Origin of the sequence: Nonomuraea sp. NPDC050202, assembly GCF_040656115.1 — a bacterium.
GTDB lineage: Bacteria > Actinomycetota > Actinomycetes > Streptosporangiales > Streptosporangiaceae > Nonomuraea.
On the sequence record NZ_JBFALF010000003.1, the window covers coordinates 314,903 to 329,079 of the forward strand.

A 14,177-nucleotide genomic window follows, 5' to 3' on the forward strand; every position below is an offset into this window, starting at 1 on the left:
CGCGTGTCGACGGGGCGCTGCCGTCAGACGATGAGAGGCCTGCCGGGCGGTGCGGAGCGAGCCCTTGCTGTGCCATCCTCCCCGGGAAGGCTTTCACCGGCGGAAGGAACGCGGGGCAGTGGGTGACGCGCGGAGTACGGATCCAAGCGTGCTGGAGCGGTTCCGGCTCGACGGCAAGGTGGCGATCGTCACCGGGGCCTCCGCCGGGCTGGGGGTGGCGTTCGCGCGCGGCCTGGCCGAGGCGGGCGCCGACGTGGTCATCTGCGCCCGGCGCAAGGAACGGCTGGAGGAGACGCGGCGGCTGGTCGAGGAGACCGGCCGCCGGTGCCTGGCCGTGCCCGCCGACGTGGCGCTGCCCGGCGACTGCGACGCGGTCGTGGCCGCCGCCGTCGAGGCCATGGGTTCCGTGGACGTGCTGGTCAACAACGCCGGGGTCGGCTCCGCCGTGCCCGCGCTCAAGGAGACCCCCGAGGAGTTCCGCCGGGTCGTCGAGATCAACCTGCACGGGACGTACTGGATGGCGCAGGCGTGCGCCCGCGTGATGCGGCAGGGCTCGTCGATCGTGAACATCGGCAGCATCCTCGGCGAGACCACGGCCGGGCTGCCCCAGGCCGCCTACAGCGCGTCCAAGGCGGGGGTGGTGGGGCTGACGCGCGACCTGGCCCAGCAGTGGACCGGGCGGCGGGGCATCCGGGTCAACTGCCTGGAGCCCGGCTTCTTCGCCTCGGAGATGACCGAGCAGTACAAGCCGGGCTACCTGGAGCAGATGATGGCGTCGCGGGTGGTCATGCAGCGGGCGGGGGATCCGGCCGAGCTGGTGGCGGCGGCGGTGTTCCTGGCGAGCGACGCGGCCTCGTACATCACCGGGGTCGCGCTGCCGGTGGACGGCGGGATCCTGATCACGTAGGCCGTCGGGCGCCGGCCTTCGACCGGCGGGCCCTTGCCCGGACGCGGGCGAGCGGTCATTCGGGCAGCAGGTCGTGGTGGGCGGCCAGGAAGCCGGCGTGGAAGCGGGTCCGCGCGCCCAGCTGCTCGCACAGCACCTGGACGCGGCGCTGCACCGTCCGCGGGCTGAGGCCGAGCTGCCGGGCGATGGCGTCGTCCTTCATGCCGGCCGCCAGCAGGGCCAGCACCTCCTCGTCCGGGCCGCGCCGGTCCTGCTCCAGGCCCTCCGGGGTCAGGCGCAGCGGGACGGCGGCCCGCCACAGCGTCTCGAACAGGCCCACCAGGGCGTCCAGCAGCGCCGACGGGTGCACCACCAGGGCGCTCTCCACGGCCCGGTCCTCGTCGGAGACCAGCGGGAGGATGGCGGTGCGGGCGTCGGCGATGGCGAGCTTGACCGGCACCTGGCCGAGCCGGGCCTGCTCGCCGTCGGCGACGGCGTGGCGGGTGTGGGCCAGCATGCCGGGCTGCTCGAAGGCCAGCGGGCTGTAGATGCCGCGGGTGACGGGTGCGCCCTGGCGGGCGGCGCGGCGGCGGTTCTCGCGGTCGTCGCTGATGTCCACCGCGTACGGCGGATGCACCAGCACCAGCATCTCCCGGGTGGCGTTGCGTTCGAGCTGGAGGTACCGCCTGGCCACGGCGTCGCGGCCGGTCACCACCTCCAGCACCTCCTCCGGGTGCGGCCCGCCGCGGTCGGCGACCTCGGTGGCCAGGAGGGCGGCGGCGGCGCGGCTGTGGGTGAGCTCCTCCTGGCGGCGGGCGACGAGGATGTCGATGGCGATGTTCGGGGGCGTGGCGACGAGGCGGAGCGGGCGGCCGGCCACGCGGGAGATCAGGCCGAGGTCCTCCAGCCTGGGCAGCATGCGGCGGATGGCGGCGGCCGAGGAGCCGGTCTCGGCGGCCAGCTCGCTCAGCGTCGCGGGGCCGTGCCGGAGCAGGGCCCGGTAGGCGGTCTCCTCGGCGACGGTGACGCCGAGTCCTTCGAGTAAACGCCGCTGCTGCGCCATGTCGCCCCTTCCCGCGCGAGCTCAGCGTACTGGTACGTTGTCGCGAATGATCTCCCCTTATGTGCGTTCGTACCAGCCCCGGGATCTGGACAGCGTCTACGACATCTGCGTGCGCACGGCCGACGCCGGAGGCGACGCCCGCGGCATGTACGCCTCCGACCGGCTCATGGGCGACCTGTTCGCCGCTCCGTACGTGATCCTCGAGCCCGAGCACGCCCACGTGGTGGACGACGGCGAGGGCAACGCCGTCGGCTACATCGTGGGCACAGCCGACACCGAGCGGTTCGTGCGGCGCTACCGCGAGGAGTGGATCCCGCGCGCGGCGCTGCCCGTGCCCGCCGACCCGCCCGTCGGGCGGGACGACCAGATGCTGGCGCTGCACTACCGGCCCGAGCGGATGATCCGGCCCGAGCTGGCCCGGTACCCGGCGCACCTGCACATCGACCTGCTGCCGGACTGGCAGGGCAAGGGATGGGGGCGCAGGCTCATGGGCGCCTTCGTCGACGGGCTGCGCGAGGCGGGGGTCGCGAGGCTGCATCTGAGCATGCTGACCAGCAACGTGGCGGCGCGGGCCTTCTACGACCGGCTGGGGTTCGAGGAGCTGGCCGTGCCGGACGCGGGCGTGGTCACGTATCTCGTACGGGACACCTCGCCCGTGCGGTAGCTCTTGTTCCGGCGGGTCCTGGACTCTATGGTCGTTGCGTAGTCCGGTGTGTGTTGCGCATTAAGGAACAACCGGAGGCACCATGAGCCGACCTCGTTTGGTGATCGTGGGAGCGGGGATCGTGGGCTGCGCCCTCGCCGACGAGCTCACCGAGCGGGGGTGGACGGACGTCACGGTCGTGGACCAGGGCCCGCTCTTCGCCGCCGGAGGGTCCAGCTCCCACGCCCCCGGCCTCGTCTTCCAGACGAACCCGTCCAGGACCATGACCGAGTTCGCCGCCTACACCGTGGCCAAGTACACGGCGCTGGGCGGCGACTGCTTCAGGCAGGTGGGCGGGCTGGAGGTGGCCACCACCCCGGAGCGCTGGATCGACCTGCACCGCAAGCACGGCTGGGCCGAGTCGTGGGGCGTCGAGGCGCGGCTGCTCGACGCCGGAGAGTGCGCCGAGCTGTGGCCGATGCTCGCCACGGACAAGGTGCTCGGCGGGTTCCACGTGCCGAGCGACGGGCTGGCGGGGGCGGTGGCCTGCGGCCAGGCGCAGGCGGCGCGGGCCGTCGAGCGCGGGGCCAGGTTCCTGGCCGGGCACACCGTGGTCGGGATCGAGCAGCGGGGCGGGCGGGTCACCGGGGTCTCGGTCGTGACGTCGGGGGAGTACCGCACGATCCCGGCGGACGTGGTGGTGTGCGCGGCCGGGTTCTGGGGGCCGTCGATCGGGAAGCTGGCCGGGCTGACCGTGCCGCTGCAGCCCCTGGCCCACCAGTACGCCAAGTCGGGGCCGCTGAGCCCGATGAACCAGGCCCCGATCCTGCGCCACCAGGACCGCGACCTGTACTTCCGGCAGCACGGTGACCGCATCGGCATCGGCTCCTACTCCCACCGCCCCATGCCGGTCGCCCAGGACGAGATCGGCCCGAGGTCCACCACGATGCCGTCGGTGCAGGCGTTCACCGAGGAGGACTTCGACCCCGCCTGGCGCGACGCGGTCGAGCTGCTGCCCGCGCTGGCCGAGTCCACGTACGAGGACGGCATCAACGGCGTCTTCTCCTTCACCCCCGACGGTTTCCCGCTGATCGGCGAGGCCCCGCACCTCGACGGGTTCTGGCTGGCCGAGGCCGTGTGGGTGACGCACTCGGCCGGCGTGGCGCGGGCGCTGGCCGAGGTGCTGGTGGACGGGCGCTCGGCCGTCGATCTGCACGAGTGCGAGCTGAACCGGTTCGAGCAGGTGCAGCTCTCGCCCGCCTTCATCGAGGAGCGGGGCAAGCAGAACTTCGTCGAGGTCTACGACATCATCCATCCGCTGCAGCCGATGGAGTCGCCACGGCCGCTGCGGACCAGTCCGTTCTACCCGCGGCAGCGGGAGCTGGGGGCGGTCTTCCTGGAGGCGGCGGGGTGGGAGCGGCCGCACTGGTTCGAGGCGAACACGCCGCTGCTGGAGGAGCTGCTGCTGCGGCGCGGCCCCCAGGGGCAGCCGGCGGCCGAGGCGTTCATGGGGGCCGCGCGGCGCGATCCGTGGGCCGGCCGCTACTGGTCGCCGGTCGCCGCCGCCGAGTCGTACGCGGCCAGGGAGCGCGTGGCGCTCTTCGACATGACGCCGCTCAAGCGCATCGAGGTCCACGGGCCGGGGGCGGCGGCGTTCCTGCAGCGGATGACCACGAACAACGTGGACAAGAAGCCCGGCTCGGTGACGTACACGCTGCTGCTGGACGTCAGGGGCGGCATCCGGTCGGACCTCACCGTGGCGCGGCTCGACGAGGACACGTTCCAGCTCGGCGCCAACGGCAACCTCGATCTCGACTGGCTGACCAGGCACGCCCCCGGCGGGGTGCGGGTGCGTGACCTGACGCCGGGGACGTGCTGCGTCGGTGTGTGGGGACCGCGGGCCAGGGAGCTCGTGCAGGGGTTGACCGACATGGACCTGTCGCACGAAGGCTTCCGCTACTTCGGCTGCAAGTCCGGATATGTCGGGCAGGTGCCGGTGCTCGCGATGCGGGTCTCCTACGTGGGCGAGCTGGGCTGGGAGCTCTACACCACGGCCGACCTGGGGCTCAAGCTTTGGGACACGCTGTGGGCACCGGGGCTGGCGATCGCGGGGGGCCGGGCCGCGTTCAACAGCCTGCGGTTGGAGAAGGGCTACCGGCTCTGGGGCGTGGACATGACGACCGAGCACAACCCGTACGAGGCGGGGCTGGGGTTCGCCGTGAGGGAGGACAAGGACTTCATCGGGCGTGACGCGCTGACCAAGGACGTCACGCGCAAGCTGGTGCCGCTGCTCAGCAACCAGGTCGTCATGGGCAAGGAGCCGGTCGGTCACGAGGGCCGAACGGTCGGGTACGTCACCAGCGCCGCCTACGGTCACACCATCGAGTACCCCATCGCCTACGCCTGGCTGCCCGCCGAGCTGGCGGAGCCCGGGACGCAGGTGGACATCTCCTACTTCGGCCGCCGCGTGCTCGCGGAGGTCGCCGCCGAGCCGCTGTACGACCCCGGGATGGAGAAGATCAGGCGTTGACCCACCCCGACTTCCTCTGGCGCAACCCCGACCCCAGGCCCGCCTACGACGTCGTCGTCGTGGGCGGCGGCGGGCACGGCCTGGCCACCGCCTACTATCTGGCGAAAAATCATGGCATCACGAACGTGGCCGTCCTGGAGCGTGGCTGGCTGGCCGGCGGGAACATGGCCCGCAACACCACGATCATCCGCTCCAACTACCTGTGGGACGAGAGCGCCGCGATCTACGAGCACTCGCTCAAGCTCTGGGAGGGGCTGAGCGCGGAGCTGGACTACGACCTGCAGTTCAGCCAGCGAGGGGTGCTCAACCTGGCGCACAGCCTGGGCGACGTGCGCGAGGGCAGGCGCCGGGTGAACGCCAACCGGCTCAACGGCGTCGACGCCGAATGGCTGAGCCCGGACGAGGTCAAGAAGTTCTGCCCGGTCATCAACGTGTCGAGCAGGGCCCGCTACCCGGTCATGGGGGCCACGCTGCAGCGGCGTGGCGGCATCGCCAAGCACGACCACGTGGCCTGGGCGCTGGCGCGCAAGGCCGACGCGTACGGCATCGACCTCATCCAGGGCTGCGAGGTCACCGGGTTCGAGATCCTGAAAAATCGGGTCATGGCCGTGCAGACGTCGCGGGGCCGGATCGCCGCCGGGAAGGTCGCGCTCGCGGCGGCCGGGCACACCTCGGTGCTCGCCGCGCAGGCCGGGATCCGGCTGCCTCTGCAGTCGCACCCGCTCCAGGCACTGGTGTCGGAGCTGCTGGAGCCGGTGCTCGACTGCGTGGTCATGTCGAACGCCGTCCACGTGTACGTCAGCCAGGCGCACAAGGGGGAGCTGGTCATGGGGGCGGGCATCGACGCGTACAACTCCTACGGCCAGCGGGGCGACGTCCAGGTGATCGAGGCGCAGATGGCGGCGGCGCTGGAGCTGTTCCCCGTCTTCAGCCGGGTACGGGTGCTGCGGACGTGGGCCGGCATCGTGGACGTCTCGCCCGACGCCTCGCCCGTCATCGGCCGCACGCCCGTGGACGGCCTCTACGTCAACGCGGGCTGGGGCACCGGCGGCTTCAAGGCCACGCCCGGCTCCGGGTGGGTCTACGCGCACACGATCGCCCACGAGCGGCCGCATCCGCTGGCGGAGCCGTTCGCGCTGGAGAGGTTCACCACGGGGGCGCTCATCGACGAGCACGGCGCGGCGGCGGTGGCGCACTGATGATGCTGCTCGACTGCCCGCACTGCGGCCCCCGCGACGGGAACGAGTTCCACTACGGCGGCCAGGCCGGGATCTCCTACCCGACCGGCGAGACCTCCGACGAGGAGTGGGCCGCCTACGTTTTCATGCGCGACAACCCCAAGGGCTGGTTCCACGAGCGCTGGTTCCACGCGCACGGCTGCCGGACCTGGTTCACCGTCGAGCGGCACACGGTCACCCACGAGATGAGGGACCCGCGATGAGGTTCACGTTCGACGGGCGCGAGATGCGGGGCGAGCCGGGTGACACGCTGGCCGCCGCGCTGCTGCGCAACGGCGTGCGGGTGGTGGGCCGCAGCGTGGCGCTGGGCCGGCCGCGCGGCGTCTTCACCGCCGGGCCCGAGGAGCCGAACGCGCTGGTCAAGGTGGGCGCGGACCCGATGCTGGCGGCCACGGTCGTGGAGCTGTACGACGGGCTGGAGGCGTGGAGCCTGCGCGGCAAGGGCCGCGTGGACCTCGACGCCGTGGACGAGCGCCGCTGCGACAAGGGGTACCTGCACTGCGATGTGCTGGTGGTCGGCGGCGGGCCCGCCGGGCTGGCCGCCGCGGTGGCGGCGGGGCGGGCGGGCGCGCGGGTGATCCTCGTGGACGAGCAGCCGCGGCTGGGCGGCGACCTGCTGAACTCCCGCCTGCTCCTCGACGGCGCGCCCGCGCTCGCCTGGGTGGCGGGGCTCGACCTGCCCGGACGGGTGCTCACCCGGACGACCGCCGTCGGCTACCACGACCACAACTACGTGGTGGCCGTGGAGCGGCGGGCACGGCGTGAGCGGCTGTGGCACATCAGGGCACGCGAGGTGGTGCTGGCGACGGGGGCGCACGAGCGCTCGATCGCCTTCCCCGGCAACGACCGGCCCGGCGTGATGCTGGCCTCCGCCGCCCGCGCCTACGCCAACCGGTACGGGGTCGCGCCGTGGCGGCGGGCCGTCGTGTTCGCGTGCGCGGACTCCGGGTACGAGGCGGCCAGGGACCTGGCCGCGGCCGGGGTGGAGATCGCCGCCGTCGTGGACCCCCGGGTGGCGGGCGACGTCGTGACCGGCACGACGGGCGACGCGGACGGCGTGCTGAACGGCGTCCAGGTGGGCTCGCGGCACGTCGAGGCCGACCTGCTGGCCGTCGCGGGCGGCTGGAACCCGGCCGTGCACCTGTTCAGCCAGTCGCAGGGGCGGGTGCGCTTCGACGAGCACCTTCAGGCGTTCGTCCCGGGCGTCTCGGCCCAGGCGGAGCGCTCGGCCGGCGCGTGCCGGGGCCTGTACGGCACCCGCGAGGCCATCGCCGACGGCTACGCGGCGGGCTCCGAGGCCGCCGGGCACGCCGCGCGCGGATGGCGGGTGCCGGAGTGCGACGAGCAGCCCCTGCGTCCGCCGGCCGACCTGTGGGTGGTCGAGGGGGAGCTCGCGTTCGCGGACCTGCACCGGGACGTGACCGTGGCCGACCTGGCCAGGGCCACGGGCACCGGGATGCGCTCGGTCGAGCACGTCAAGCGCTACACCACCGCGGGCACCGGCGCCGACCAGGGCAAGACCTCGGGCGCGGTGGTCGTCGGCGTCATGTCCGCCCTTCTCGGCGCCGCGCCAGGCCAGGTGGGCACGACCACGTTCCGCCCCCCGTACGTGCCGGTGTCGTTCGCCACCCTCGCCGGCCGCGACCGCGGCGAGCTGTCCGACCCCGTCAGGACCACCGCCATGCACGACGCCCACGTGGCGAGGGGCGCGGTGTTCGAGGACGTCGGCCAGTGGAAACGTCCCTGGTACTTCCCCCAGGACGGCGAGTCGATGGAGGAGGCCGTGCTCCGCGAGTGCCGCGCGGCCCGCACGGACGTGGCCGCCATGGACGCCTCCACCCTCGGCAAGATCGACATCCGGGGCGCGGACGCCGGGGCCTTCCTCGACCGCGTCTACACGAACCTGTACTCCACGCTCGCCGTCGGCGCCTGCCGTTACGGCCTGATGTGCGGGGCGGACGGGATGGTGCTCGACGACGGCACCACCACCAGGCTCGCCGAGGACCACTTCCTCATGACCACGACCACGGGCAACGCCGCCACGGTGCTCGACTGGCTGGAGGAGTGGCACCAGACGGAGTGGCCCGGCATGGAGGTGTCGTTCACCTCGGTCACCGACCACTGGGCGACGGTGGTGGTGGCCGGGCCGCGTGCCAGGGAGGTCGTCGCGGCCGTCGCGCCCGGGGCGCTCGATCTGGCGTTCATGCGGTACGCGGCGGCCGACGTGCTGGGCGTGGCCGGGAGGGTGTTCAGGATCAGCTTCTCCGGGGAGCTGGCGTACGAGGTGAACATGCCGTGGGCCTACGGGCGGGCGCTGTGGGAGGCGGTGCTGGAGCTGGGGGCGGTGCCGTACGGGACCGAGGCCATGCACGTCCTGCGGGCCGAGAAGGGGTTCGCGATCGTCGGGCAGGAGACCGACGGGACCGTCACCCCGCAGGACCTGGGCATGTCGTGGATCGTCTCCCGGCGCAAGCCCGACTACGTGGGCAAGCGCTCGCACGCCCGCCCCGACACCGCGAGAGGCGACCGCAAGCGCCTCGTCGGCCTGCTCCCCGACGACCCCGAGGCGCTGGTGGAGGAGGGCGCCCAGCTCATCGCCACCGGCCAGGACCCTGATGGGGTGGTGCCGATGCTCGGTCACGTGACCTCCAGCTACCGCAGCGCCGCGCTCGGCCGCACGTTCTGCCTGGCCCTGGCCAAGGGGGTGGCGCCAGGCGACCGGCTCACCGCCGTGTCCGGGAGCGCGGCGCGCCCGGTGACCGTCGCGGAGCCCGTCTTCTACGACCCGGACAACACCCGCCGCGACGGTGAGCCCCTGACCGGGGCGCGTCCCGGGCAGGACTTCGGGGCGCGCGCAGAGAGCCCGGCCGCCGCGTTCGCGGCCCGGTTCGAGGCGGTGAGCGGGGACAGGGTGCGGCTGCGCGAGGTGCCGTTCGAGCCGATGTGGGAGGTGCGGGGCGCGGATCCGGGCGCGGGGTTGCGGCTGGGGCCGTCCTGGTGGCTGGTGACCGGAAATTTCGAGACGCGCCCGGATTGGGTGGACGTGTCGGGGCAGCGGGCGATCCTGGAGCTGTCGGGCCCGGCCGCCGAGGACGTGCTGATCACCGGCTGCCCCCTCGACCTGCACCCGGACGTCTTCCCCGGCCACGCCCAGACCCTGCTCGGCAAGACGGGGGTCATCCTGGAGCGGCGCGCCCCCGGCGCCTACCGCATCTACGTCAGGTCATCCTTCACCCGCTACCTCGCGGAGTGGCTGCTCGACGCCATCGACGCGATATAGATCCATATTTGGGGCATTACCTAGACTTTACGGAAACAAGGAAGTCTGGGGGCTGGCGTGCGGGTGCGGGCGTTCATGGCCGGTATGGCCACGGTGGCGGTGCTGGCCGGTTGCGGCGGGCTCGAAGCGGCGCAGTCGCCGGGCGGCGAAGGCAAGGCCGCCAAGCCCGACTCGGCGGCGATCTCCGACGCCAGGAAGAAGCTGGAGAAGCTGGCCGTCAAGGGCCGCGCCCCGAGGACCGGCTTCGACCGCGACAAGTTCGGCCCCGCCTGGGCCGACGTGGACCGCAACGGCTGCGACACCCGCAACGACATCCTCAAGCGCGACCTGGAGGACGAGACGTTCAGGTCCGGCACCCACGACTGCATCGTGCTGACCGGCACCCTGCACGACCCGTACAGCGGCAAGACCATCACATTCAAGCGCGGCCAGGACACCAGCACCGCCGTGCAGATCGACCACGTCATCCCGCTCTCCGACGCCTGGCAGAAGGGCGCCCAGCAGTGGTCGGCCACCAAGCGCAAGGAGTTCGCCAACGACCCGCTGAACCTCATGGCCGTGGACGGCCCGCTGAACGGCCAGAAGAGCGACTCCGACGCCGCCACCTGGCTGCCGCCCCGCAAGTCCTACCGCTGCACGTACATCGCCAAGCAGGTCGACGTGAAGGCCAAGTACGAGCTCTGGGTGACCTCGGCGGAGAAGGACGCCATGAAGGGCATCCTGGAGAACTGCTGACTACCAGGTGATGTGCACGTAAGATCACGGGTCATGCGAGTGATCAGGCGCAGCCAAGTGATCGCAGCCTTAGCCCTCCTCACCGCCCTCGCCTCGCCGCCACCGGCGCAGGCCCGTGCCGCCAACGTCGTGGTGCTCAGCTGGAACATCCACGGCGAGGACGCCGACATCGAGGCCATGGCCCGCGTCATCCGCGACAGCGGCGCCAACGTCGTCACGTTGCAGGAGATCCACCGCAGGCCGGACGCCGACCAGGTGCGCCTGCTCGCCGACGAGCTGGGGTGGGACATCACGGACAACGCCCACTTCGGCGCGGGCGACGACGTGGGGCCCTGCGACGATCCGCAGCCGGGCAAGGCGGGCAACGCGATCCTGTCCTCGTACAGGATCGTCGAGCGGGTGACGATCAAGCTCACCGACTTCGCCACCTGCCCCGTCAACCGCTCCATGGCCGGGGTGCGGCTCGACCTCGGCGGCGGCGCGCAGGTCCGGGTGTTCACCACGCACCTGTCGCCCGGCCTGTCGCAGACCTCGGTCAGCCGCCGCGAGGCGCAGGCCGCCAAGGTGCTCGACTACTTCGGCACCAGGACGGGGCTGATCCTCACCGGCGACTTCAACGCGCTGCCGACGGACGCGCTGTCGAAGCGGTTCGTCAGCGCCGGCTGGGTCGACACCGGCGCCCGGTACGCGAACAAGCCCACCCTCGGCGACGCCCGCATCGACTACATCTACACCCGCGGCATCACCACGACCAGCGGATCCGTGCTCCCGACCACGCTGTCCGACCACCGGCCGCTGGTCATGAGGATGGTGCGCTGATCGCCCCCTGAACATGGAAAGGCCGGCCCGCGATCAGCGGGCCGGCATCTTCACCACGTCCAGGGATCAGTCGTCGTCCCCGTCGTCGCCGTCCTCGTTCTGGTCGTCGTCGTCCTGGTCGGCCTGCTGCTTGGTGACCTTGCCGGAGGCCGCGTCCACGTCCACCTCGTGCCGCTCGGCGCCCTTGGTCAGCTCGAGCTCCCAGGTGTCGGCCTGCTGGCCGCGGCTGTCGAAGTCGAGCTCGCTGACCCAGGACCCCGGCACCTCCTTGAGGGCGATCGAGATGGCCTGCTCGGCCGTGACCTTGGGGGCGACGGCGGGGGCGGCGGTCTCGGCGGTCTCGGCGGCCTCGGAGGCGTAGGCGGTGGTCGCGTAGACGGCGCCGCCGGTCGCGGCGAGGGAGACGATTCCGGCAACGATGAGCTTCTTGGTGATTCGCATGGCTCCAGGTAACCGCGATCCCCGGTAACCGGGCGCTAAAGGGTGGTTAAGGCGACGAGAAAGGGCCGAGGGCCACTTCCACCCGGGCCCCGCCCTCCGCCGGCCTGGAGACGGTCAGACCGCCACCGGAGGACTCGGCCGTACGCCGCGCGATGTCGAGCCCGAGACCCGTCGAGCCGCCGCCGCTGTTCCCCCGCTCCAGCAACGCGGCCTCGAACCCCGGCCCCGCGTCCTCCACGACCAGCAGCGCCCCCTCGGAACGCGGGTGCAGCCGTACCGCCATGGAGGCCCCTTCGGGGGTGTGCGCGAAGACGTTGCCGAGCAGCGCGTCCACGCACGCCGCCAGCTCCTCCGCCCCCACCGCGACCGGCAGCGGCCCGTCGGGCACGGAGACCGACACCTCCCGCCCCTGGTCCTCGGCCAGCACCGACCAGAACCGCACCCGCTCGCGCACCACCTCCGCCGCGTCGCACGAGTCGCGCCCCGCCGAGCGCCGCCGCGCCTCCGTGATCACCGCGCTCACGGCCCGCTCCAGCGCGTCCACCCGGGCCTGCACCCGCGCCGCCTCCTCCGGGTCGCGCAGCGACTCGGCGTCCAGCCGCAGGCCCGTCAGGGGCGTGCGCAGCCGGTGCGAGAGGTCGGCCACGGACTCCCGCTCGGCCGCCAGCAGCTCGTCGATCCGCCCGGCCAGATGGTTGAGCGCCAGCGCCACCGAACGCACCTCGGGCGGCCCCCCTGGCTCGGCCCTGGCCGTCAGGTCGCCGCCGGCGAGCCGGTGCGAGACCCGCGCCAGCCCGTCCACCGGCCGCGTCACGGCCAGCGCCAGCCGGTCCGCCAGCACGATGCCCAGCGCCACCAGCCCGATCCCGAGCAGCGCCAGCGCCAGCCACGCCTCCCGCACACCCCGCATGAGCTCGGCGTCCGGCACGAACACCCTGATCACGGCCGTCCCTCCGGGCGACTGCGCCGAGACCAGCACCTCCCTGCCCCCGCCGGTCTCGGCGGTGACGCTGCGCCCGGTGGCGGCCAGGCGTACGGCGTCGGAGCGAGCCGCCTGCTCACCGACCGTCCGCCCGTCCGGCAGGAACACCGTCACGGGCCGCGACACCTGCTCCACCGCCAGCCCCAGGTCGGGCGTGCCGACCGCGACCGCCACGGACTCGGCCGCGGCCGTGGCCCGGCTCATCGCCCCGTTCTCGGCCACCGCGCGGATCAGCAGCGCCATCGGCACCAGCAACGCGATCAGCACCAGCGAGGTCGTGGCCGCGACGAGCAGCGCCAGCCACCGCCTCACGGCTCGACCAGCTTCACGCCCACCCCGCGCACCGTGTGCAGGTAGCGCGGCTCGGCGGCCGTCTCGCCCAGCTTCCTGCGCAACCACGACAGGTGCACGTCCACGGTCTTGTCGGCACCCCCGTAGGGAAGCTGCCACACCTCGGTCAGCAACTCCCGCTTGGTGACGACCTCGCCCGGCCGGGCCGCCAGGTAGTGCAGCACGTCGAACTCGCGCGGCGTCAGATCCAGCGCCGCCCCGTCCAGGGTCGCGGTCCGCGCCCGCGGATCCACCCGCAGCGCCCCCACCTTCAGCGGCTCCTCGGGCGCCGCCCCGCCGGCCCGCCGCAACACGGCCCGCACCCGCGCGTCGAGCTGCGCCGCGCTGTACGGCTTGACCACGTAGTCGTCGGCCCCCGCGTCCAGCACCGGCACCATCTCGGCGTCCCCGTCGCGGGCCGTCGCCACGATGACCGGCACCCGGCTGACCGCCCGCAACATCCGCAGCAGCTCCACCCCGTCGAGATCGGGCAGCCCCAGATCGAGCACGATCAGGTCGGGCCGGTCCTGTACGGCCAGCCGCAGCCCCTCCAGCGCCGTGGGGGAGGAGGAGACGGCGTGGCCGAGGTCCCGCAGCCCGCGGCTCAGCGCCGTACGGATCGCCACGTCGTCCTCGATGAGCAGGATGTCCGCCATATACAGAAACGTAGACGGTCATCGCCGCTGCCCCGGGCAGCCTTAGCGTCGCCTTAACCTGGCCTTAGCCGTACGTGGGGAAATCTGAGTGGCATGAAGAAGCTCGTCGTCGCCTGGGTGGTCACCGCGCTCGCGGCCACCGGCGCCGCCGTGGCGGTGCTCGGCCTGCTCGGCAACGGCCTGACCGGCACCGACAGCCACGTGCTCAGCCGCGACGACGTCCGCGCGGCCCTCGCCACCGCCACCCCCCGCGCCGCCACCACGGCGAGCGCCACGCCCGCGCAGAGCTCGCAGGGCCGGCTGATCCGCAGCGCGGGCGGTACGGTGATCGCCTCCTGCGACGCCGGCGGCCTGGTCACGCTGCGCTCGTGGAGCCCGGCCCAGGACTACTCGGTCGACGAGGTCGAGTCGGGGCCGGCGCGGGAGGCGAAGGTCGAGTTCGAGCCGGACGAGGGCGAGGAGCTCGAACTGAAGATCACCTGTGTCGGTGGCGTGCCGGTGCCGCGTACCGGTGGCTAGCGCCGGAGAGACGATCCGCGCGGGCGCGGATCCGGATCGGACCGGGAGCCCGCCC

13 protein-coding genes are annotated in these 14,177 nt (G+C 72.9%); 9 read left to right on the forward strand and 4 right to left on the reverse strand.

Translation table 11 applies throughout. The features are described from left to right. Nucleotides 1-148: 148 nt before the first annotated feature. On the forward strand, nt 149-907 hold the full coding sequence (locus AB0I79_RS11510; protein ID WP_357870442.1) for a glucose 1-dehydrogenase: 759 nt from the start codon (nt 149-151) through the stop codon (nt 905-907). 55 nt (nt 908-962) lie between these two features. Here AB0I79_RS11510 and AB0I79_RS11515 read toward each other — a convergent pair whose 3' ends face one another. After that, complete coding sequence (locus AB0I79_RS11515; protein WP_357870445.1) at nt 963-1,949, reverse strand: helix-turn-helix domain-containing protein; 987 nt, start codon at nt 1,947-1,949, stop codon at nt 963-965. A 46-nt stretch (nt 1,950-1,995) separates the two neighbouring features. Here AB0I79_RS11515 and AB0I79_RS11520 point away from each other — a divergent pair, with 46 nt between their 5' ends. The 7 genes from AB0I79_RS11520 (at nt 1,996) to AB0I79_RS11550 (ending at nt 11,194) form a co-directional block, all read left to right on the forward strand. Further along, nucleotides 1,996-2,613 (forward strand): GNAT family N-acetyltransferase, encoded by a 618-nt coding sequence (locus tag AB0I79_RS11520; RefSeq protein WP_357870447.1) that lies wholly within the window; start codon nt 1,996-1,998, stop codon nt 2,611-2,613. 82 nt (nt 2,614-2,695) lie between these two features. Beyond that, on the forward strand, nt 2,696-5,122 hold the full coding sequence (locus AB0I79_RS11525) for an FAD-dependent oxidoreductase (protein WP_357870449.1): 2,427 nt from the start codon (nt 2,696-2,698) through the stop codon (nt 5,120-5,122). After that, nucleotides 5,119-6,321 carry a sarcosine oxidase subunit beta family protein gene (locus AB0I79_RS11530; RefSeq protein WP_357870452.1) on the forward strand — a complete coding sequence of 401 codons (1,203 nt, stop codon included), beginning with the start codon at nt 5,119-5,121 and terminating at the stop codon, nt 6,319-6,321. The genes AB0I79_RS11525 and AB0I79_RS11530 overlap by 4 nt, the downstream gene beginning before the upstream one ends. Next, a complete protein-coding gene (locus tag AB0I79_RS11535; protein ID WP_357870455.1) occupies nt 6,321-6,563 on the forward strand; it encodes a sarcosine oxidase subunit delta in 243 nt (80 codons plus the stop codon). Before AB0I79_RS11530 ends, AB0I79_RS11535 begins: the two co-directional genes overlap by 1 nt. Next, on the forward strand, nt 6,560-9,640 hold the full coding sequence (locus tag AB0I79_RS11540) for a 2Fe-2S iron-sulfur cluster-binding protein (RefSeq protein WP_357870457.1): 3,081 nt from the start codon (nt 6,560-6,562) through the stop codon (nt 9,638-9,640). The genes AB0I79_RS11535 and AB0I79_RS11540 overlap by 4 nt, the downstream gene beginning before the upstream one ends. Nucleotides 9,641-9,697: 57 nt before the next feature. Next, a complete protein-coding gene (locus AB0I79_RS11545; RefSeq protein WP_357870459.1) occupies nt 9,698-10,375 on the forward strand; it encodes an HNH endonuclease family protein in 678 nt (225 codons plus the stop codon). A gap of 57 nt (nt 10,376-10,432) precedes the next feature. Then, on the forward strand, nt 10,433-11,194 hold the full coding sequence (locus tag AB0I79_RS11550; protein WP_357870462.1) for an endonuclease/exonuclease/phosphatase family protein: 762 nt from the start codon (nt 10,433-10,435) through the stop codon (nt 11,192-11,194). Between the two features lie 66 nt (nt 11,195-11,260). Here AB0I79_RS11550 and AB0I79_RS11555 read toward each other — a convergent pair whose 3' ends face one another. The 3 genes from AB0I79_RS11555 to AB0I79_RS11565 are packed head-to-tail and all read right to left on the reverse strand — an operon-like array spanning nt 11,261 to nt 13,603. After that, on the reverse strand, nt 11,261-11,635 hold the full coding sequence (locus AB0I79_RS11555) for a PepSY domain-containing protein (protein ID WP_357870465.1): 375 nt from the start codon (nt 11,633-11,635) through the stop codon (nt 11,261-11,263). 46 nt (nt 11,636-11,681) lie between these two features. Beyond that, a complete protein-coding gene (locus AB0I79_RS11560; RefSeq protein WP_357870468.1) occupies nt 11,682-12,929 on the reverse strand; it encodes a HAMP domain-containing sensor histidine kinase in 1,248 nt (415 codons plus the stop codon). Further along, nucleotides 12,926-13,603 (reverse strand): response regulator transcription factor, encoded by a 678-nt coding sequence (locus AB0I79_RS11565; protein ID WP_357870470.1) that lies wholly within the window; start codon nt 13,601-13,603, stop codon nt 12,926-12,928. The genes AB0I79_RS11560 and AB0I79_RS11565 overlap by 4 nt, the downstream gene beginning before the upstream one ends. 93 nt (nt 13,604-13,696) lie before the next feature. On the opposite strand from AB0I79_RS11565, the gene AB0I79_RS11570 reads away from it, so the two are divergent. Further along, nucleotides 13,697-14,122 carry a hypothetical protein gene (locus AB0I79_RS11570; RefSeq protein WP_357870473.1) on the forward strand — a complete coding sequence of 142 codons (426 nt, stop codon included), beginning with the start codon at nt 13,697-13,699 and terminating at the stop codon, nt 14,120-14,122. Nucleotides 14,123-14,177: the final 55 nt, after the last annotated feature.